Source organism: Lactobacillus sp. 23-2, assembly GCF_044902225.1.
Taxonomy (GTDB): domain Bacteria; phylum Bacillota; class Bacilli; order Lactobacillales; family Lactobacillaceae; genus Lactobacillus; species Lactobacillus absianus.
Map to the genome: position 1 here is coordinate 25,167 of NZ_JAOQBX010000010.1, position 21,047 is coordinate 46,213.

The window sequence follows — 21,047 nt, forward strand, 5'->3', positions numbered from 1 at the left end:
CCGTGTGAAGTAAGGCTTTTCGTTTGCTTTAGTTTTTGACCTTTCGAACGGCTTTGTAGACTTGCAAGAAATTTTTGGCCTGCATTGTCAGTCCCATATCGAGCAGAAAATCGATGATTTTTAAAATGTTTTGTTCGTTTTGCGGCTCTTGCCAGTCTATCAAACTATTTAAAAATTTCCGGCCAATGACCAACATTGTTTCGCGCTGAGGAAAATCAAAGTGGTTCAACTGCCTTAAGATGTTCGCGGCATAGGTAGAATTGTCACTGATAAGCAAGGCGATGACGGCTTCAAATAAAGTGGTCGTGGCAAAGTAAAAAGTATCCGACCCTGCTTGCTTAGTAAAATCCAAATTTTCAATTAATTGGGCAGAAATTTGAAATATCATTTTGGGACTGAGCACTTGAATGGTGTTAAAGAACAGGGAAATATTTTCTTGTCCCCAGACCGTAATCTCAGATAGCTCTTTATTAAGCGCGTTTTGTTCATCAATCTCCAGTAAATTGACTTTTGTTAAACGATGATAAAGGCCGCAAGCAATTGATCCGTAGTTTAAGGCTAAGTTATCTGAAGTCAGATGGAATTCCTGCAAGCTATTCCGGGCGATTCTTTTAATTAGAGTATGATCCTTTTGCTCCCATACCTTCTGCAATTCAGCTGATAGTTGATCAGTATCGTCTAAGTTGGCCAGGTGAACGTATTCTGAACTAGTGATGCTCACCCTTTCAAGCAATTTGAGCGTCTTTTCAAAGTCCATATTGCCAGTACCGTTTTCCCACCGGGACAGCATCTGAATAGAGCAGATGCCGCTTGCTGCTTCTTTCAAAGTCAGTCCCTGCATCTGTCTAATTTGCTTGAAGTTTATTGCTGTCATCTTTCCTCCAAAATAAAATTAGGGCTTTTTTCTCACATATGAGAAGGCCAAAAAAGCAAGTCTGCTATCCATGCTTTAATTTATTTAGCTTTAATTTTAAAGCAAAATCTAGGATTTACGATAGGTGAAATATGCAAAAATCAAAAAAGCAATTAATTCTGGCAATCAGCAGCCTGGGAATCGGTAATTTAACGAGCGCGACTTTTTCCTTTTGCCTGGGCGTGTATGTTTTGCAAAAGACATCTTCTAGCATGCTATTTTCCATGTTGCTTTTGATTCGGCCTTTGAGCAACCTGCTTTTGAGTTCTTTAATCGGCTTCTGCGTTGATAAGTATGATCATAAAAAGATTTGCATGATCGCCCAGGCAACAAGCGTTGTAGCGGTAATACTGTTTATAGCGCTATTTAGAGAGCAGCTTTCATTATCTGAACGGCTGCTGATTATTGTTGCCAGCAGTATTGTGCTGACAGTTTGTGATACCTTTCAATCGACCAGCTATAAGGCTTCAACGAATTCAATGGTAGCTGCAGAACACCGGCAAAAATTAGTTGCCTATGAACAACTGACAGACGCGGGTGCTGTTATTTTGGCACCGATATTGGGCGGTTTGTTGGCTGGGGCAGTCGCCATCTCCAATATTGCTTTGCTTGAATTAGCTGGTGAAAGCGTGGTTTTGCTGGCAATTGCTTTATTGGATTTCCGCTTGATTTCTGTTGAAGTGGAAGCGATCAGTGATTCATGGCTCTTATCCATCAAAAATGGCTTAGAGTACTTCAAAAATGACCGCTATTTAATGGAATTACTGCTTTTTGCCGTGATTGCCAATTTTGCCTTAAGCGGCCTGGAGGTCAGCCTGCCAATCGCTATGATGGAGGAACTGGGAATCCCTGCAAATTTATATGGATTGGCGGACAGCTTTTGCGCAGGAGGGATGCTTCTGGTCAGTCTATTGTTAGCTTCTTTCAAAATGCCCAAGAATTATTTGCTGACGACCGGCAGAATTGGAATCGTTTTAGCGGGTGACTTTATCATACTAGCTTTAGCATGTTTGTGTCCGAATAAGTTGCTTGCTACTGGTATTTTTAGCATTTGCATGCTGCTGGTAGGCGCCTGTTTGGCCGCGGTAAACTTGCCATATGCCATGTATGTCAGAACTAAGGTGCCGGTTAATCTTCAAGGGAGAGTTGGAGCGACTACCAGTTCAGTAGTAGCCGTGCTTTCACCTTTGGGATATGCTTTGTTCGGGCTTGTTTTGGGCCAGATTAAACCGGTCTGGTGCTTAATGATGTGCGCGATAATTATTTTTGCAGACGGATTGCATTTATTGCTTTCTACTAGCAGAGTAAATAGTTCAATCTGAAGAAAAAAGAGTCTGGGAAAAAAGACTCTAACGAATAAAAAAGGCTTCTAGAAGTGAAAAACTTCTGGAAGCCTTTTTGCTATGCATCTCAAATCACTCATGTTACTAAATACTGGAGCATAGAGCTGCTAAAGCTATCTTTTTGTCATGTATTGAGAATCTTCCAGCCAATCAAAAAAGATGAAGCTCGAAATATTACATCGAGTTTCACCTTTTTTAATTATCTAAAGTCCAGTTTTTTCCCAGACTCTTTTCGTTTGCTTTAGTTTTTGATCAGGCCTTGCTTGTCGCGCTTGATCAAGCGCAAGACGCAGGCAAAAATCAAGAGGGTGAAGACAAACATGACGATGAAGGCGGCTTGTGATCCCATGACCACCTGCTTGCTCTGCCCTTGGTAAGGGCTGCCGGCGATGGCAATAATTACGGACATGGCCGCGGTCCCAATCGAGCCGGAGTACTGCTGCAGCATGTTGAAGAGGGCATTGCCGTCGGCGATGTGCATGACTTCCAGCTGCTGCAGGCCGATCGTCATGGAGTTGTTGTACATCATGCTGAAGCCGGTCATGAACATGACGTGGAAGATCACGATCAAGGCAATGGAGAGCTTTTGGGCAAAAATAATGTAGAGCAGGATGCCGGCCATGGCCAGACAGCTGCCGGTCAAGAAGAGCATCTTAAAGCCCTGGCTGTCCAAAAGCCGCCCCATCACCGGCCCGAAGAAGGCTGACAGAAGGCTGCCCAGGAGCAGCAGCATCCCGCTGGTCAAGGCGCTGGTCTTCAGACCCAGCTGGGCCAGGTTAGGGATGACGAAAGTCAGGCTGATCTGAATGAACTGCAGGAAAGTGTAGATCAGCAGGCCCAGGTTGAAGCTGGTATTTTTCAAAACGGCAATATTGATGATGTGGGCCTTGCCTTCCTGCTTGGCCAATTTGAAGAAGATGACAAAGGAAATAACCGCAACCAAAAGCCCACCCCAAACCAGTGGGTTAGCCAAGCCGGAGCTCAGATTGTTGACGGCCAGGGTCAGGGCGATCAAGGCCAGGACGATCAAGAGGTACTCGCTGAAATTAAAGTGGTCCCGGTGAGCCTCATTGTCGCTCATGAAGCAGGCCGCGATGATGCAGAAGATAATGGTGATTGGCAGGGTAAAAATAAAGTTGAAGCGCCAGTTGAGGGCGGACAGGCAGATCCCCCCGTAGGTTGGCCCGAGTGACGGCGCCAAGGCGATGATCATCCCTGCGATCCCGACAAAAGAGCCCTGCTTGGCCCGCGGAACCTCCAGCATGATGATTGAGAAGAGCAGGGGCATGGCAATCCCCGTCCCGATCCCTTGAATGATCCGCCCAAGCAGCATGACCGGCAAGGAGTTGGTCAGCATGCAGATTGCTCCGCCGATGACCGAGGCCGTGCCTGCCGCGATGATCAGGCTCTTGAACTTGAAGCTGCGCTGCAGGTAGGCCGCCAGGACGATCGTCAGGGTCACGGCCAGCAGGTAGGCCGTGGTGATCCACTGCACATTGTTCAAGGACTGGTTAAAGACCTTCATCAGGGTCGGGAAGGTCACGTTCATTGACGTTTCCACCAAGACCCCGCTGCAGGCCACGCCGGCAGTGCCGACGATCGACCAGATCACGGAAGGGGCGACTTTTTCATGAGCATCCATTAAAATTAAAACCTCCGATAAAAAAACTCCAATTCAGCGAATCCGGACCCGGAAAGGGTCTTTGGATTCACCGAATTGGAGTCAAACGCAAATATTCTAGTGAATCAAGCTCCACAAAGCTTGCTTTAAAAACTTGTCATTAATCTACTTTAGCATTTTTTGTCAAAAAATGTCAGTAAAAAACAGGGCGCGTGCCCTGTTTTCTTTATTTGGACTTGATGTAGTTCTGCCCGTCAGCTGCAGGCCCGACCGTCTTGCCGAAGAAGATGACCAGGACCACGATGGTGATCACGTAAGGCGCGATCTGCAGGTAGACTGATGGCAGGCTGGAGATGCCAGGGATTTGGTCGCCGATGATGCTCAAGCTTTGGGCAAAGCCAAAGAACAATGAGGAAAGCATGGCCCCAACTGGGTTGTAGCGACCGAAAATCATGGCTGCCAAGGCCATGAAGCCTTGACCGGCAATCGTGGAAACTGAGAAGTTGCCGGAAATTGCTTCAGCGAAGACTGCCCCGCCGATCCCGCCAAGGAAGCCGGAGATCAGGACGCCGGCGTAGCGCATCTTGTAGACGTTGATCCCCAAGGTATCGGCAGCTTGCGGATTTTCACCGCTGGACCGCAGGCGCAGGCCAAATCTGGTCTTGTACAGGACCCAGTAGAGGAAGATGGACAAGACGATGGCTACCCAGGCTGGAGCTGAGGTGTTCTTGAAGAAGATTGGCCCCAGAACCGGAATCTTGGCCAGACCTGGGAAGGAGAAGTAGCCGAAGTTTTGGGTGATGTTTTCGGTCTGCCCCTTGTTGTAGATGGCCTTAACCAGGAAGACGGCCAGTGGCGGCGCCATCAGGTTCAAGACCGTCCCGGAAATAACGTGGTCAGCCCGCCAGTTGATGGTGGCTACGGCGTGGAGCAGGGAGAAGATGATCCCGACGATCCCGCCGAGCAGCGCCCCGATCCAAGGGGTTGCCGTGCCAAAAGTGCTGGCGCAGCTCAGGTTGAAGACGACGGAGGTGAAGGCCCCCATGGTCATGATCCCTTCCAGGCCGACGTTGACGATCCCGGAGTTTTCACTGAAGGCCCCGCCCAGTGAAGTGAAAATCAGGGGAGCCGAATAGACTAAAGTTGATGAAACGATTAAGGCTAATACAGTCACGAAGTTCATTATGCTTCCCCTCCTTCATTCTGCTTGGCTTTGGCCCGGTTGGCCGTTTCCGTGGTCGCGATGTAGGTCGCGGTCTTGTCAGACTTCTTTTCCTTGAAAAGCAGGCCGACTGCCCAGCTGATGGCGACGAAGAAGATGATGGCCGCGATGACGATGGAGACGATTTCGAATGGAATCCCGGCAACCGTCTGCATCCCCAGACCACCGATCTTCAAAATGGAGAAGAGCAGGGAGGCCAGCAGGATGCCGATGGCGCTCATGCCGCCCAGCAGGGCAACGGACATCCCGTCCCAGCCAATGTCCAGGGTAGTCGTCTGCGTGAAGTAGTTTTGGTAGGTCCCCAGACCTTGTACGACCCCGCCCAGGCCACAGAAGGCCCCGGACAAAAGCATGGAAACGACGATGTTCTTCTTGTCGCTCATGCCGGCGTAGCGGCTGGCGAATGGGTTCAAGCCGACGGCCTTGATTTCAAAGCCGACCGTGGTCTTCTTCATCAAGAACCAGAAGATGACCAGGGCGATCAGGGCCAGGAAGACCCCGCCGCTGATTCTGGACCCGCCGAACATGTCGCTCAGCCAAGGAATCCGCATGCTGCCGTTGGCGCCAACAGCCTTAGTGGTGTCAGTGTCGATCCGCAGGTTCTTGGACATGACGTCTTGGTGCAGGTATTGGCACAGGTACAAGACGATGTAGTTGAGCATGATGGTGGAGATAACTTCGTTGGTCCCGAAGTAGGCCCGCAGCCAGCCGGCGATCCCGGCAACCAGGGCGCCAGCCACGATGCCGGCGATGACTTCAAATGGCAGCAGGATGTAGCCTGGCAGATTCTTGAAGGCCAAGCCGATCCAGATGGCGGTCAGCCAGCCGGCTTGCGCCTGGCCTGGCAGACCGATGTTGAAGAAGCCGGCGGCTGAGGAAATCTGGAAGCCGATCGCGATGAAGATCAAAGGCGTCGCGTTGCGGATGGTTTCCCCAATCCCGTTCATTGAGCCCAGGGCACTGTCAAACATTGACCCATAGGCTTCAAAAGGATTGTAGCTCCAAGCCAGCATGATGATGGCACCGACCAAAAAGCCGGCGATAACGGATACGATTGGCACTAACAGCCGCTTAGTTTTTGGGCTGACCTTAATCATTAGCGGTGGCCTCCTTGTCTAAATGCTTGCCAGTCATCAGCAAACCTAATTCGGTTTCGCTGGTCTGGTCTGGGTCAACTTCACCGGATTCAGTCCCGTCGTGCAGGACGACGATCCGGTCTGACAATTGCAGGATTTCATCCAGTTCGTAGGACACGAGCAGGATGGCCTTGCCGGCGTTGCGTTGGGCAAGCAGCTGGGAGTGGATGTACTCAATCGCCCCAACGTCCAGACCACGCGTTGGCTGGAAGGCAATGATCAAGTCAGCGTCGCGGTCCAGTTCCCGGGCGATAATGGCCTTTTGCTGGTTACCACCGGACAGGTCGCTGGCTGGCAATTGTTCACTGGTCGTGCGGACGTCGAACTTCTTGATCAGTTCCCGGGCATGTTCCCGGATGGCCTTTTCGTTCATGATGCCATGCTTGGAGTAAGGCTGCTTGTAGTAAGTCTGCAGAGCCATGTTTTCTGACAGCGGCAGGCTTAAGATCAAGCCGTACTTTTGCCGGTCGGCTGGGATGTGGGCCACGCCGCTTTCAGTGATTTCGCGGACTGGCTTGTTGGTCAGGTCCTGGCCATTGATCATGACTGACCCGCTTTCTACATGGCGCAGGCCAGTAATGGCTTCGACCAGTTCGTCCTGGCCGTTGCCGTCGATCCCGGCCAGACCGAGCACTTCCCCGCCGTGGATGGTGAAGGAGAGACCCTTGACGGCTTCAGTTCCCCGGTCTTCCTTGACGTGGAGGTCCTTGACCTGCAGCACTTCCTTGCCCAGGTCAATGTCCGGCTTGTCCAGCTTGAAGTTGACGTGGTGGCCAACCATCATTTCAGCCAGCTGTTCGTCATCAGCGTCAGCGACGTCAACGGTCTGGATGCTCTTCCCAGCCCGGATGACCGTGACTCTGTCGGCACTTTCCTTGATTTCCTTCAGCTTGTGGGTGATCAAGATGATGGACTTGCCTTCCTTGGCCAGGTTCTTCATGATCTTGATGAATTCCACGATTTCTTGCGGCGTCAGGACCGCGGTAGGTTCGTCGAAGATCAAGATGTCAGCCCCGCGGTAGAGGACCTTCATGATTTCGACTCTTTGCTGCTGGGCCACGGTAATGTCGGAAATCTTAGCGTCAGGATCAATGTCCAGGCCGTATTGCTTGGACAGGTTGACGATCTGCTCGCGGGCCTTCTTGAAGTCCAGGGATGGACCCTTGGTTGGCTCGTGGCCTAAAATGATGTTTTCCAAAACGGTGAAGGCTTGGGCCAGCATAAAGTGCTGGTGCACCATCCCGATCCCCAGGCTGGTGGCGGCGTTAGGGCCAGAAATGTTGACTTTCTTGCCGCGCACGTAGATCTCGCCAGAGGTTGGCTCAAGCAGCCCGGACAGAATGCTCATCAGCGTTGACTTGCCGGCACCGTTTTCGCCAAGAAGCGCCAGGATTTCGCCCTTGCGGAGCGTGAGGTTGATATCGTTGTTGGCTTTAAAACCGTTAAAGTCTTTCACGATATGGCGCATCTCAATGATGTTGTTGGTCTCTTTTTCCATATGATAAAAGCTTTCCTTTTACAAAAAACACTCCGTAAATATGCGGAGTGTTTCAAATTGACTACTATATATTGTGCTACTTACTTGGAGTAGTTGCAACTTTAATTTTGCCAGCCAAGATTTGCTTGCGGGCAGCTTGAACTGCCTTCCAGGTCTTGGCGTCAAGGTTGCCCTTAGTGACGGAAACGCCATCGTGAGCCAAGCCGTAGGAAATTACCTTACCGCCAGGGAATTTGCCGTCGTAGGCCTTGTCAGCGATGTCCTTGCATGCGAAGCGCAGCCCCTTTAATACAGAGGTCAGCGTGAAGTTGGCCTTCTTGCCGTCTTTAGAAGTGTAGTTACCCAAGTTTGCTTGGTCAACGTCAACGCCGATAACCCAAACCTTCTTAGCGGCAGTAGTGGCCTTGTTGCGGGTCTTGGCTTCGGTGAAGACACCGTTGCCGGCGTTGCCGGCAGCTTGGTAGATGATGTCGGCGCCGTCAGTGTACATTGATTGGGCGATTGACTTGGCCTTGTCAGTTGAGGTGAAGTTGCCGATGTATTGGTCGTAAACGGTAATCTTCTTGCCTAAAGCCTTGGCACCGTCCTTAACGCCTTGCTTGAAGCCGGCTTCGAACAGGTCAAGAACGCTGGACTTAGCCCCGCCGATGAAGCCGACCTTGTTGGTCTTGGTAGTGTAGGCAGCAGCCAGACCGCCAAGGTATGAAGCTTCGTTGCTCTTGAAAGTAACGGAAGCAACGTTCTTGCGGCCAGTGATGACTGAGTCGATCAAGACAAAGTTCTTCTTAGGGTTCTTCTTTGATGCAGCTTTAACTGAGTCAGTCAGCATGTAGCCAACGCCGTAGATGGTTTGGTAGCCGGCTTGAGCAGCTTGCGTCAAGTTAGGGGTAAAGTCAGCAGCAGATGAAGATTCAAAGTACTGGTAACCGCCCTTGCCTTGCTTCAAGCCGTGTTCCTTGCCGTAGTCCTTAAAGCCAGACCAAGCGGCTTGGTTGAAGGAGTGGTCGTCGACACCGTTGCCGTCAGTGATCAAAGCGATCCCGTGCTTGGTATCCTTGTTGACTGTGGTGTTTGACTTCTTGCCGGAGCAGGCAGTCAAAACAGCGGCAACTGACAGAGTGGCTGCTCCTGCGGCAACCAATTTCTTGTAATTAAAGCGCATAGCAAAATGACTTCTTTCTTTTTTATTTTTGTGATATACGAACATTTATGTATTAAAGATAGCATTTGGTTTGGGAAAAAGCAAGAGGTTAAATAGGCGAATATTCGCTTTTTTTAAGAATTTAAAAGCAAAAAAGAAATCCAAGCTAAGAAAACGGTTAAATTGCGAACGATACGGTTGCTTTGTCTAGACCAGTCTTCGGGTTAGGCGGATTTTGAGTTGGTTGAGGTGCTTTTTCGGGAAGAGCTTCCGAAAATCCAACTGGGTCTTGAAGCAATGCCAAGGCAAAGCAAAAAGGCGCCCATCGCTTGATGAGTGCCTTTAAAAATCAGTTGTTTGAGATTACTTCAAGTCGCTTACGCTTTCAGCAACCTTGACCTTGCCGTCCAAGATTTGCTTGCGGGCTGCTTGAACCTTGCTCCAAGTCTTGGAGTCGATGTTGCCCTTGGTTACGGAAACGCCGTTGCCTTCAAGAGTGTAGACAAAGTGCTTGCCGCCTGGGAACTTGCCTTGGTATGCCTTTTCAGCGATCCGTTCAACAGCAACGTCCAGACCCTTCAGGACTGAAGTCAGCACGAAGTTTTCCTTCTTGCCGTCCTTTGAAGTGTAGTTGCCCAAGTTTGATTGGTCAACGTCAACACCGATGACCCAAACCTTCTTGGAAGCCTTGCGGTTCTTGTTGATGTCCTTGGCTTCAGTGAAGACCCCGTTACCAGCGTTGCCGGCTGCGTGGTAGATGATGTCCGCGCCGCTGGCGTACATTGATTGGGCGATTGACTTAGCCTTGTCGGTTGAAGTGAAGTTGCCGATGTATTGGTCGTCAATCTTGATCTTCTTGCCTAAAGCCTTGGCACCTGCTTCAACACCTTGCTTGAAGCCGGCTTCGAACAGTTCCAGAGTAGCTGACTTAGCCCCGCCAATGTAGCCAACGTGGTTAGTCTTGGTCGTGTAAGCGGCAGCGATACCAGCCAGGTAGGATGCTTGGTTGCTTTCGAAGGTAACGGAAGCAGCGTTCTTTTGGCCAGTGATGACGTCGTCGATGATTACGAAGTTCTTCTTAGGGTTCTTCTTGGCCGCGGCCTTGATGGCGCTAGTCAATTGGTAGCCAACGCCGAAGATGGTTTCAAAGCCTGAGTTGGCTGCTTCGTTGGCGTTTGGCGTAAAGTCGGCTGCTGATGATGATTCAAAGTATTGGTAGCCGCCCTTGCCTTGCTTAAGACCATGCTTCTTGCCAAAAGCCTTGAAGCCAGTCCAGGCTGCTTGGTTGAATGAGTGGTCGTCAATGGCGTTGTTGTCAGTGATCAGGGCAATGCTGTGCTTAGTCGTCTTAGTGCCAGTTGAAGATGCTGACTTCTTGCCTTGGCAGGCAGTCAGCAGAACTGAAACTGAGACAGCGGCAGCAGCGATGGTCGCTAACTTTTTAAATTTAGAAACAGACACGTAATTTCCTCCGTTACAACACGAATGTTTACACAACGATCGTGCAAGATGTTTATTTTTGCTCTAGCTTATTATAATTAAAAAATATAAAAAAGCAACATTTTAAGTTAGTTTCCGAACTGCTTTTTAACAGCGGTTAACGAAAAAAGCAAAGCCTGGCTCTCGCAGGCTTTGCTTTCGCGGTTTATTTGAGCTTGAATTTAACCGTATTGTCGTTCCAAATTGAGGTTTTGTATTGCAGCTGCAGCTTTTTGGCAGAAGTCTTTGCTTCGCCAACCAAATTTCCTGAAACTGAAGCGCCCTTGTCCAAGGTGCCGGCGTCCAGAGTGTTGTCAACATCCGTGTCAATTGCGTCGAGGTCGGTGTTGTTGCCGTCCGCGTTCAGCTTGAAGTCAAACGGATTATAGTCCTGGCTTTCATCGGTGTGGTTGGTAATCGTAATATTGATGATCACGAACTGCTTTCCGCTGTCAGGCTGGTTATATTCGCTGCCTTGACTGAACTTGACGCTGTTGACTTTGATTTCATATCCCTTGTAAGATGCCTTTTGGCCGACTGAGTAAACCTTGTTCAAAGGGTTAGCTTCAGCTTTTTTCTTAGAGCTGGTCTGGGACTTGGCGGCTGAGTCAGAGCTGCTGTCGCTGTCGCTTGATCCGCCAAAGGCCCCGCGTCCGAGGAAAACGACAACCAGCGCGACTAACAGCCAGAACCACCAGCGCTTATAGAACTTCTTCTTTTGTACGTACACATTTCCATTCTCATCTTTGATTTGCTTTGCCATGATTCCTATTCCTTCAATTTTTTAACTCTCACATAAACCAGCGACAGTTTAAGTGTAGACTTTTAAAGAGAAGGATTGGTGGGCAGGCAGCCCACTAATGGCCAAAAGATGAAATCGCTACCGATAAAGCGGCTAAAGCCGTGGTCAAAACCGTGGCCACGAGCAGGTAGCTGATGGTGATCCCGCAGGCCCGGGTAAATTTGGACTTGGATGAATGGAAAAGGCACATGCTCTTGATATTGCGGTAGTTGCAGGCAAACAGGACGATCAAGAAAAGAACCATGAAAAAAGACAGGCGGAGCAGGAAACTGTCAGCCGCTGAGTCGCTCTTGGCGTCCATACTAAAGGAACTAAACAGCATCAATAAGTAGCCGCAAGCGGCTGTAAGCATGCGGGCGGGCTGGTGGCTGCGGAAGCCTGGCAAAAGCCAGCTGGACCGGCCTAAGCCAGTAATCGCATCCTTGAATTCCTGGGCACTTTGGTAGCGTTTCTGGCTGTTGATATGGGTAGCTTTTTCAATGATTTCCCGTTCTGGTCCTTTATAAAGGCGGACGCTGGGCAGGCAGCCGGTATAAAGGACGTTCATCAGCACCCCGACTGCATAGAAGTCACTGGCTGGCCCGCTCTGGCTGAAGCCGAACTGCTCCGGGGCCGCGTAGCCCACTGACCCCAGGACGCGGGTGTCGCGGTCAGCGTCTTCCTGCATGTTCCGGGCAATGTCAAAATCAGCCAGGATCAGCTTTTTGCCATCATAAAAAATATTTTCTGGCTTGATGTCCCGGTGGATGATGGGGGGCGTCTGCTGCTGCAGGACATCCAGCACGTCCAGCAGCTGGCAGATCAAGTCATGGATCTGGTCAGAGTTGAGTTTGTGGGTCTTTAGATACTGGTCGAGGCGGGGAGAGTCAATGTATTCTTCAACGACGGTCAGGCGGTCGCTTTTTTCCAGACAGACGATCTTGGGAATCGCAATCTCCAGCTGGGCCAGCTGTTCATATAACGGGGCGTATTCTAAAGGAAGTACGCGCTCGATATAGGGCGTTGGAACCAGTTTTTCAACTTTGAAAATTGCCTTGTCATCCGTTATCTTAAGGGGTACTGGATTGATGTAGTCGCTTATTTTTCCTTGATTCATTGCTGCCGCTTCCTGTCAATTCTGTTATCAATGGGGGTAAAAATGGAAACCGATAAATTACTCGATGCTTTGAAAGAAGAACATATTTCTAATGTACTCGATCAGGTGGCTGATTACAATTTTGCCGGCTGCTTGAACAAGCTGATCGCGGATAAAGGGGTCAAAAAGAGCGACCTGTTCAATGAGGCCATGATTGAGCGCAGCTATGGCTACCAGATTTTGAAAGGACGGCGCTTGCCGTCAAGAAACAAGGTTTTGGCCTTGGCGCTCAGCCTTAAGCTGTCTTTGGCTGACACCAATCGCTTGCTGTCCTTGAGCGACAATGGCGCCCTATATGCCAACGTGAAGCGGGATGCCATCTTGATCTATTGCTTGGTCCGGCATATGTCGGTGATCGATACCGACCAGCAGCTGGCAAATTACGGCTATCAGAGCTTGAACGAAGAAAACTAAGGGGCTAAGATGTGAGAATAAGTTTTTTTAGGGAGGAAGTTGCAATGAAACGTTTATTTTTTACAAGCTGGCGGAAATTGGCAGTGATTTTTCTGACCAGCGGGGGCCTGCTCCTGGTTGAAGGGATGCTAGCCAGGGAAGAGTTTGAAACGGCGCTGGTGCTTTTGGTGATCGCGGCTCTCTATCTGCTGCTGGGGATGGCCGGCTTGGTCATGATGTTTGTCAAAAAGGACCGGCAAGCTTTCACCAGTGAAGACTGGCGCGACTTCGCGGCTGTCTTGATCATCAGTGCCTTGCTGGCCTTCTACTTCTTGCGGGATGCTGCTTTTGACTTATCCAGCATGCTGCTGCCGGAAGCGATGTTTCTCGCTGGCTTGCTCCTGGTCACTTGGTCTGTTAAAGCCGGGAAAAATTAATACGCAAAAAATTTCTAGGAAAAACTCAATGTCATTAAATTAAAACATTGACTTTGGGCAAGGCCTTAGGACGCTCATCTGATTTAGATGAGCGTTTTTTGGTATTTGGGCAATCGAATGTGAGAAAACCGCGGCAGTTGGGTACTTTTCGGGAATCAGCAGCTCTCTGCTGTGATTTGAGATACATAAAAAGGCCCCCAGAAGTTTTTCACTTCTAGAAGCCTTTTTTATTCGTTAGAGCTTTGTTTGCTTACTTGCTTGGACTTTCTGGCACAGTGATCTTGCCGGCCAAAATCTGGTCGCGGGCATTTTGTGCCTGCTTCCAGGCCGCGTTTGACACGTAGCCCCGGGTCAGGTAGACCCCGTTGTGCTTCAGGCCGTAGACCAGCTGCTTGCCGCCTGGGAACTTGCCCTTGGCTGCCTTTTCAGAGATATCCTTAACAGCAACATTGACCCCGGTCATGACGCTGGTCAGGCAGGCGTTGCTTTGCTTGCCGTCCTTGGCCTTGTACTTGCCCAGGTTTGACTGGTCAGAGTCAACGCCGATAGCCCAAACCTTCTTGCTGGAGTTGGCTGGCAGCTGCTCATCGATGGCCTTGGCTTCACTGAACAGCCCTTGGCCGGCTGAACCTGAAGCGTGGAAGATTACGTCTGCCTTCTTGGCGAACATGGCCTTGGCAATTGACTTTTCCTTGTCAGCAGCCGTGAAGGAGCCCACGTACTGGTTCAGGATGGTAATCTTCTTGCCTTCCTTCTTGGCTTCGTCCTGGACGCCCTTAGTGAAGCCAGCGTCAAAAAGACCCACGATATGGCCGCTGACCCCGCCAATGAAGCCAACGACGTTGGTCTTGGTAGTCTTGGCCGCGATGACCCCGGCCATGTAGGACGCGTCTTGAGACTTGAAGTTGGCGGAGGCTACGTTCTTTTGCCCCTTGATCACGTCATCGATAATCACGAAGTTCTTGTCAGTATGCTTCTTAGCTGCTGAAGCAATTGCCCCCTTAAGTGAGTAGCCGACCCCAAAAATGGTCTTATAGCCGGCTGAAACCGCCTGGTTGATGTTCGGCGTAAAGTCGGAAGCCGAACCGGATTCAAAGTACTGGTAGCCGTTGGTCCCACGCTTGAGCCCCATTTCCTTGCCGTAGGCGACCATGCCCTTCCAGCCGGACTCGTTGAATGAGTGATCGTCAACCCCGGCGATGTCGGTGATCAAGGCCACGCTGGCGGAACTCTTCTTATTGGAGCTGCCCCCGTTTTGCTTGGCCCCGGAGCAGGCCGTCAAAGCCAGGCCGGCCACGATAATGCTGCTGCTTGCTAAAAGTTGCTTGAATTTATTGCTCAAAATAGAATCCCCCTTAAATTTGTCACGTACAAGATCGTATCAATATTTAGTGGCTCTGTCAAAATGTTCCACAAGATCAAGTGGCTGTCAGATCAAGCTCGCGGGCTTATTGCTAAAAAACTATAGCAAGGACCAACTCATGGGGGAGTAAGCCGGAGGTCAGGCCAGGCAAAATTTTTGAATTTTTTTGCCAAAGAAAAAAGTTACACAAGATATAGTAGTCTTGCATAACTTTTTACAGGATATCTAGTCAAGCCCGCGGGGGCGATCAGATCACGCCCACGGCGCTGCAGATGGCCAGGACGATGTAGACCGCGATGATCAAGGCCATCACCGTGAAGTGCCGGGTCCGGTATTTGACGAAGATGCCCGCGAATTCGCGCAGGATGGCGTTGGGCAGGTAGTAGGGGCGGGTGTAGGAGCCGACCCCATTGGCCTCCAAGCCGGCCTCCTTGGCATAGATGGCGGCCCGGAAGAGGTGGTAGTTGCTGGTGAAAAAGGTGGCGTTGAAGCCATCGCTGCCAAAGTCCTCAATCGCGATCAGGCGGGAGAACTCCATGTTCTGCTCCGTGTTTCTAGACTGGTCTTCCAGCAGGATCAGGCTGGGGTCGAGACCTCTTTTTTCAGCGTACTTGGCCATCGCGGCCGCTTCAGAGGTCGTTTCATTGGGGCCTTGGCCGCCGGACATGATGATCTTGGGCATCTTGCGTCCTTTTTCTACTTGGTGGACGGCAAACTGGATAGCCCGGTTGATTCTGGCCGCCAGGAGGTTGGAGACCTTGTCCCCGTTGATCAGCCCAGCCCCCAGCACGATCAGGTAGTCGGCCTTATAATGGCGCGGCACGATCTGGTAGAGCAGGAGGTTGATCAAGAAGTTGTACATGATGGCCGCCAGGTAGATTGCCAGGCTGGGCACGATGTCCAGCAGCAGCTGCACCCAAGCCGGGGTGGACCGGTTGATGTGGGTGAGGAAGATGAAAATCCAGACGGCCAGCATGCCAATGGCCAGGATCAGGGTCAAAAGGTTGGGCAGGGTGTGGCTTTCGTGCTTCAAGACCACGTAGGAGTTCCATAGGAGGAGAACCCAGGAGAAGAAGACGATGGCCGCCACCGCCCCGACCAGGGCGGCGCCCACGGCCAGGTAGGCCTTGCGGAAGCTGGGCAGGTTGGTCGCGTAGACCAGAAAGGTGAACCAGGCTGCCAAGGCCGCGATGAAGAAGGTGAAAAAGACCCCGTTGATCAGCTTGCGCGGCTCAGTGAGCCAGGAAAAGAGAAAAGTGATCAAAGCCAGGGCCACCAGGACGGTAAAGTAGCTGAAAGTGCGGTTTTGACTGAAGAAAAACAGCAAATTATTTAAGGTTGCAGGCATGATTGTTCATCCTTTATTCATAGTAAATCGGCTAAACTTTATTATAATGGAAGAAAGTTAATTTTTGACATGAAGGTGACAATTGTGAAAAAAATCGGCCACTATTTGTTCTATATAATTGAACTGGCAGTCGTGATCGAGCTTTACAGCACGCTGCAGAATTTCTATTTTTATCCTAGCGTCTTCAACTTTGGCCACGCGGAGGCCTTCGTCCTGGCTTTCTTTACCGTCCTGGTCTTCTGGTTCGCGTCCTTTCTTTACAAGAGCCAGCTGGCGGATAAGAACGAGTGGGGCTTTAACCAGCCGCCATATTTCAGCTGGTGGAAATTAGGGGTCAGCGCCCTGGGCTTCTTGATCATGATGGCCCTGTACACGCTGATCATGTCCGTGATCGGCGGCGGGACCTCGGCCAACCAGCAGGACCTGGACACGCTCCAGCAGGCGGCGGGGCCGACTTACAACGTGATGGTGGTCTTCGTGGGACCAGTCTGCGAGGAACTGATCTTCCGCGGCTTTGCCATCAACATTTTCTTCAACAACAAGTCCCGCTGGGTCAAGTGGATCGCGATCGTCGCTTCCGGCTTCGCCTTTGGCTACGTTCATGACCCGACTTTCTCGCCCTTCCTGGTCGTCTACTGGATGATGGGCTGCGTCTTGGGCTGGGTCTACATGACCACCCGCGACCTCCGCTACTCCATGCTGACGCACATTATGTGGAACGCATTGAGCGTTATTTAAAAAGAGCCTGGGAAAAAACGCGGCAGTGCTTAACTTAATGACATTGGAAAATGAGATACATAAAAAGGCTTCCAGAAGTTTTTTCACTTCTAGAAGCCTTTTTTATTCGTTAGAGTTTTTTCCTTAAGCGGCTTGGCTCTTTATTGATGAAGTGGTTCAGCATGATCGGGGAGATCACCGTGGTCAGGATGATGACCAAAATCAGGCTGGAATAGATGTCCTTCGGGAAGAGCTGGTGGGCAATCCCGATCTGGGCGACGATCAAGGCCACTTCACCCCGGGAAACCATCCCAGCGCCGACGATGTTCCCGTCCATCCGGGACAGGCCGAAGACTTCAGAGGAGTACTTGCCGGCCCAGAACTTGGACAAAACGCCCAGGACCGTCATTACGACGATGAAAACGAAGTCCTTGCCGATGCTGGCAAAAGTCATGGACAGACCAATGTTGACAAAGAAGGCCGGAATGAAGACTGAATAGCCGATGGCGGAAACGGAGGAGTTGACCTCTTTTTCCTGCTTGGTCTGCCGGATGGCCAGCCCGCCGAAGAAGGCGCCCACCACGGCGCTCAGGCCGACGAATTCCGCGATGTAGGCCAGGCCCAGGGCCAGAACCAGGGAGGCAATCACGACTGAGTAGTTGACGTTGATTTTTTCCGCCAGCTTCATGAAGGTTGGGGCAATGTACTTGTAGACGACCCAGACAAAGACGAAGAAGAGGGCTTCAAAGAGCAGGTTCAAGTAGAAGTTGCTGGTCAAGCCGGACTTGCCGCCCTCGTGGCTGAAGGTCGTGAATAGGCTCAGGGTGATCACGGCCAGGATGTCGTCAACCACGGCGGCCCCCAGAATGGTCGTGCCGGCCTTGGTCTGCAGCTGGTTGGTGTCGCGGAGGACCTCAACGGAGATCGACACGCTGGTAGCCGCGAAGACGATCCCGATGAACAGGGCTTCCAGGAACTTCATCTTGAAGACCAGGCAGGCCCCGCCGATGAAGATGATTGGGAGGATGACCCCAACGGCCGCGACCGTGAAGCTGATCTTAAAGTACTTTTTGAGCAGGTCCAAGTCGCTTTCCATCCCCGCCAGGAACATCAGCAGGATGACCCCGATGTCGGAAAAAAGCGTCATGGTCTCGTTGACGTGAATCCAGCCCAGCACGGCTGGGCCCAGGACGATCCCGGACAAGAGCTGGCCGATGACCGGCGGCCAGTTGAAGCGGGCAAAGACCTGCCCCAGCAGAGTCGTCATCAGCAAGACAAGAATAAGTTGGCCAATAAATTCCATAATTCCCTCCATTTCGTTTGCGGGTTGGAAGTTCTTTCATTAAGTTTCAGTGCTAATTTCATTGTAGAAAAGGCCAGCGGAAAATTAAAGGCAAAATAAAAAACTTCCAAGAAGGCTTCTTGACCCAAAGAAGCAGATTCTTGAAAGTTTTCGTAAACTCCAACCACTGATAAAAGTATTGATAATTTTGGTAATAAATACTTTATCAAGAAAGAGAATTTTTTGCAAATCAGCTGACTTGGCTAAGCGGCAAGTCCCGTTTGCTTAGGGTTCTTAGGCTCAGTCTTGGCCAAAAGGGCCAGGCAGATCGTCACCATGTCGACGGCTTCCTGCAAGACGGCGCCCCAGAAGGCTGGGATCAAGCCGGTGAAGGCCACCAGCTCCAGCAGGATGACCACGACGATGGCCGTGATTACGTCGATTTCCGCCACCTTCATGGTGTGCTTGGAAATGGCCACGGCGTCGTTGATCTTGCTGATGTCGTCAGTCATGATGACCACGTCGGCGCTTTCGCTGGCGGCCGTAGCCCCCTTGGCGCCCATGGCGATCCCGACGTCAGCGGCGGTCAGGCTAGGCGCGTCGTTGATCCCGTCCCCAGTCATGACGACTGGACGGTTGTCTTCACTGACGCCCTTGATGGCCTCGATCTTTTCAGCTGGCAGCAGGCCGGACCGGACGTCATCGACTCCGGCGGCTTCAGCAATCGCGTTGGCGACATCCTGGTTGTCCCCCGTCAGCATCATGATGTGCTTGGCACCTTGCCGGCGCAGGCGGGCCAGGGTAGCTGGCGTTTCTGGCCGCAGCTGGTCCTTAAAGGTGATGTGGCCGGCGTACTTGCCGTCAACTGAGACGTAGACGGCAGTCGTTGGCGCCTTCTTGACGCCGGAATCAGGGGCAACGTAGGCCAGCTTGCCGACCTTGACCCGCTTGCCATTGACGGTCCCGCTGACTCCGTTGCCAGTTGATTCCTGCAGGTCGCTGACTGGCTTGATCCAGTCTTTTGGCGTCCCCTTGACCAGTGAGCTGGCAATGATGTGGCCTGATTGGGTTTCCAGGCTGGCCGCGTCTGACTGGATTTCTTCCTTAGTGAAGCCAGCTTCTGGAATGACTTCCTGGATGACCAGCTGGTTCTGGGTCAAAGTCCCGGTCTTGTCAAAGGCAAAAGTCTTGGCCCGGCCCAATTGTTCCAGGGTTGGCCCGGACTTGACGATGACGTGGTGCTTGGACATGGAGCTCATTCCGGCGACCATGGCGACTGGCGCCGCGATCAAAAGCGGGCAAGGCGAAGCAACGACCATGACTTCGGCAAAGCGGGTAAAGCTGCCGGAAGTTACCCAGGCAGCGATCCCGATGATCAGCGAAATAATGGTGAATGGCACCGCGTAGCGGTCCGCCATCTTAACGAACTTGGCCGGCTGGGCTTCTGAAGACTTAACCAGAGCAACGATCGACTGGTATTCTGAGTCTTTGGCCAGCTTCTTGACTTCCATCGTGACGGCCGTGGCCCCGTTCAAAGAGCCTGACATCAGGTCATCGCCGACCGACTTGTCGACTGGGACTGATTCCCCAGTCAGCGATGATTGGTCGAATTGCGATGAGCCATCGATGATCTTCCCGTCGACAGGAACTTGCTGACCCGGCTTGATTAAGACTTGATCGCCGATCTGCAGGTCATCAACCTTGACTTCAACGATCTTGCCGTCAACCAGCTTATTGGCAACGCGTGGGTTTTTGTCCAAAAGAGCGCGCAGCTCCTTGTTGGCTTGTCCGGTCGCGTAGTCTTCCAGGGTTTCGCCACCGGTTGACATGACCAGGATCATCCATTCGGCCCACTTGTCGCGCGTAATCATCATCGATACGACCGCGATCAGGGCCAGAATGTCAATCCCCATGTGGCCTTCCTTGACGTCATTGATCATTTCCATGGCCAGGCATACGGCAATGTAGACCCCGGCAATATCGATCAAGACCTCAGTGACAAGGTCAATGTGGAAGACGAAGTCGGCCAAAAGGCCAATAACCCCGATAGCGAGAACGACAATGAATTTCCATTGGCGTTTCATGTTACCTAATCCTCCTAGATATCAATAAACAACTCTATATCCTATGAAAAAATTTCTATATCCTGCACAAGTTAATTCTACCATATTCCAGGTAAAACGAAATGAAATGAAAGCGGAATGCAAAAGGCGACACGACGGGCTTTTTGTCCGCTGAAAAGAACATGAAAAAGCCCGCCGCGAAATCAAAAAAACACTCATCTGATTAGATGGGTGTTGTAAGTCGTTCCTGTAATAATGACAATGCAGAAACGGTTCCGTTTCATCTCTTATTGAACTTGGTTGGACTCATCAGGAACGTCAGCCTGGTTGAGGTTGACGATGCGGGATTTCTCGATTACCACGTACTCCTCGTCGAAGTTGTGGACGACGTAGTTGAAGGCCTTGAGCCATTCGCGGCGGGTGATTATCCCTTGGAAGATGCCTTCGTCATCCACGATTGGGATAAAGCTGGCGTCGACCAGGAGGTGCAGCTGGTCCTCCAGACTCTTCTGGGTGACGTTGAGGGCCAGGTAGTCCTTCTGCATCACGTCTTTGACCTGCAAGTGATTCAAGACGTCAGTGTCGATCTTGTGGTCCCCGAGCATCTTGTCCGTGATCATGGCCAGGCTCAGGAGGCCGACCAGCTTTCCGTGGTCTAAGACCGGGATCTTGGCGTATTTGACCTTGGTCAGGATCAAGAAGGCATGGAAGAGCGGGTTGTCGGCCGAGACGCAGGCAATCTTGCTGGCAGGGATCATGAAAGAGCCCGACTTGCTTTCGATGAGTCTCTGTATGGCTGGTGAAAACATGTTGATTTTTGATTTATCCTTCTGTGAAATTTTCGCGATCCAAACTAAGTATAAAGCAAATGGAAAAAATAAAAAGGCCTGCACTTATTGCAGACCCAATTGGTTTTCATCTACTTTGGAGGAGTAAGAATGAATGAAATAAAAAAGTGGGAGTATTTCGTAACGAGTTCTCTTGCTCGTTACATGATATATACTACCCGAGAATTCTCAATAAAAGGTTTGGAATTTCTTAATAAAGCTTAAAGAAAGCGTTGAAGATTTGTAAAGACGCCAAAGGCCGGTTCACGTGAAACTCGCCCAGGCAACAAAAAAGCTCACGCAACGCACGTGAGCCGAAAGGGATAG

18 protein-coding genes and 1 other annotated feature are annotated in these 21,047 nt (G+C 51.0%); of the genes, 4 read left to right on the forward strand and 14 right to left on the reverse strand.

Annotated elements, in window-relative coordinates:
- Positions 1 to 28 precede the first annotated feature (28 nt).
- Complete coding sequence (locus tag OCH80_RS05410; protein WP_404538661.1) at positions 29 to 874, reverse strand: helix-turn-helix domain-containing protein; 846 nt, start codon at positions 872 to 874, stop codon at positions 29 to 31.
- 131 nt (positions 875 to 1,005) lie between these two features.
- Between OCH80_RS05410 and OCH80_RS05415 the strand changes: the two genes are divergently transcribed.
- Positions 1,006 to 2,235 carry an MFS transporter gene (locus tag OCH80_RS05415; protein WP_404538665.1) on the forward strand — a complete coding sequence of 410 codons (1,230 nt, stop codon included), beginning with the start codon at positions 1,006 to 1,008 and terminating at the stop codon, positions 2,233 to 2,235.
- 262 nt (positions 2,236 to 2,497) lie between these two features.
- Here the strand turns inward: OCH80_RS05415 and OCH80_RS05420 are convergent, their stop codons facing one another.
- The 8 genes from OCH80_RS05420 to OCH80_RS05455 all read right to left on the reverse strand — a co-directional run bounded on the left by OCH80_RS05420 (position 2,498) and on the right by OCH80_RS05455 (position 12,251).
- Entirely contained in the window at positions 2,498 to 3,898 is a 1,401-nt protein-coding gene (locus OCH80_RS05420) for an MFS transporter (RefSeq protein WP_404538668.1), read from the reverse strand.
- A gap of 205 nt (positions 3,899 to 4,103) precedes the next feature.
- Positions 4,104 to 5,060, reverse strand: coding sequence for an ABC transporter permease (locus OCH80_RS05425; RefSeq protein ID WP_154549219.1), 957 nt, complete (start codon positions 5,058 to 5,060; stop codon positions 4,104 to 4,106).
- On the reverse strand, positions 5,060 to 6,196 hold the full coding sequence (locus OCH80_RS05430; protein WP_154549218.1) for an ABC transporter permease: 1,137 nt from the start codon (positions 6,194 to 6,196) through the stop codon (positions 5,060 to 5,062). Before OCH80_RS05430 ends, OCH80_RS05425 begins: the two co-directional genes overlap by 1 nt.
- The gene (locus OCH80_RS05435; protein ID WP_154549217.1) at positions 6,189 to 7,733 is read right to left on the reverse strand and encodes an ABC transporter ATP-binding protein; all 1,545 of its coding nucleotides are present in this window, start codon (positions 7,731 to 7,733) and stop codon (positions 6,189 to 6,191) included. Before OCH80_RS05435 ends, OCH80_RS05430 begins: the two co-directional genes overlap by 8 nt.
- Positions 7,734 to 7,809: 76 nt before the next feature.
- Positions 7,810 to 8,895: a BMP family protein gene (locus tag OCH80_RS05440; protein ID WP_404538673.1), complete on the reverse strand. Its 1,086-nt coding sequence runs from the start codon at positions 8,893 to 8,895 to the stop codon at positions 7,810 to 7,812.
- A gap of 342 nt (positions 8,896 to 9,237) precedes the next feature.
- On the reverse strand, positions 9,238 to 10,335 hold the full coding sequence (locus OCH80_RS05445; RefSeq protein WP_404538676.1) for a BMP family protein: 1,098 nt from the start codon (positions 10,333 to 10,335) through the stop codon (positions 9,238 to 9,240).
- A 184-nt stretch (positions 10,336 to 10,519) separates the two neighbouring features.
- Complete coding sequence (locus OCH80_RS05450) at positions 10,520 to 11,116, reverse strand: DUF4352 domain-containing protein (RefSeq protein ID WP_404538679.1); 597 nt, start codon at positions 11,114 to 11,116, stop codon at positions 10,520 to 10,522.
- 94 nt (positions 11,117 to 11,210) lie between these two features.
- Complete coding sequence (locus tag OCH80_RS05455; protein WP_404538682.1) at positions 11,211 to 12,251, reverse strand: serine/threonine protein kinase; 1,041 nt, start codon at positions 12,249 to 12,251, stop codon at positions 11,211 to 11,213.
- Positions 12,252 to 12,293: 42 nt separating this feature from the next.
- On the opposite strand from OCH80_RS05455, the gene OCH80_RS05460 reads away from it, so the two are divergent.
- Both OCH80_RS05460 and OCH80_RS05465 read left to right on the forward strand, forming a co-directional pair.
- Positions 12,294 to 12,704, forward strand: coding sequence for a hypothetical protein (locus OCH80_RS05460; protein ID WP_302188421.1), 411 nt, complete (start codon positions 12,294 to 12,296; stop codon positions 12,702 to 12,704).
- A gap of 44 nt (positions 12,705 to 12,748) precedes the next feature.
- On the forward strand, positions 12,749 to 13,120 hold the full coding sequence (locus OCH80_RS05465; protein WP_404538686.1) for a hypothetical protein: 372 nt from the start codon (positions 12,749 to 12,751) through the stop codon (positions 13,118 to 13,120).
- Between the two features lie 250 nt (positions 13,121 to 13,370).
- On the opposite strand, the gene OCH80_RS05470 is transcribed toward OCH80_RS05465, so the two are convergent.
- Positions 13,371 to 14,462 carry a BMP family protein gene (locus tag OCH80_RS05470; protein WP_404538689.1) on the reverse strand — a complete coding sequence of 364 codons (1,092 nt, stop codon included), beginning with the start codon at positions 14,460 to 14,462 and terminating at the stop codon, positions 13,371 to 13,373.
- 268 nt (positions 14,463 to 14,730) lie between these two features.
- The gene (locus OCH80_RS05475) at positions 14,731 to 15,831 is read right to left on the reverse strand and encodes a YdcF family protein (protein ID WP_404538692.1); all 1,101 of its coding nucleotides are present in this window, start codon (positions 15,829 to 15,831) and stop codon (positions 14,731 to 14,733) included.
- An 84-nt stretch (positions 15,832 to 15,915) separates the two neighbouring features.
- Here OCH80_RS05475 and OCH80_RS05480 point away from each other — a divergent pair, with 84 nt between their 5' ends.
- Positions 15,916 to 16,569 (forward strand): lysostaphin resistance A-like protein, encoded by a 654-nt coding sequence (locus OCH80_RS05480; RefSeq protein ID WP_404538695.1) that lies wholly within the window; start codon positions 15,916 to 15,918, stop codon positions 16,567 to 16,569.
- A gap of 109 nt (positions 16,570 to 16,678) precedes the next feature.
- Here OCH80_RS05480 and OCH80_RS05485 read toward each other — a convergent pair whose 3' ends face one another.
- The 3 genes from OCH80_RS05485 to cbpB form a co-directional block, all read right to left on the reverse strand.
- On the reverse strand, positions 16,679 to 17,851 hold the full coding sequence (locus OCH80_RS05485) for a cation:proton antiporter (protein WP_404538698.1): 1,173 nt from the start codon (positions 17,849 to 17,851) through the stop codon (positions 16,679 to 16,681).
- Positions 17,852 to 17,965: 114 nt separating this feature from the next.
- Positions 17,966 to 18,016, reverse strand: a sequence feature (sodium ion sensor (DUF1646 type); this cis-regulatory element may regulate processes involved in with the transportation of sodium ions).
- 77 nt (positions 18,017 to 18,093) lie between these two features.
- Positions 18,094 to 19,914, reverse strand: coding sequence for a heavy metal translocating P-type ATPase (locus tag OCH80_RS05490; RefSeq protein WP_404538701.1), 1,821 nt, complete (start codon positions 19,912 to 19,914; stop codon positions 18,094 to 18,096).
- Between the two features lie 266 nt (positions 19,915 to 20,180).
- A complete protein-coding gene (cbpB, locus tag OCH80_RS05495; protein WP_404538704.1) occupies positions 20,181 to 20,702 on the reverse strand; it encodes a cyclic-di-AMP-binding protein CbpB in 522 nt (173 codons plus the stop codon).
- Positions 20,703 to 21,047: the final 345 nt, after the last annotated feature.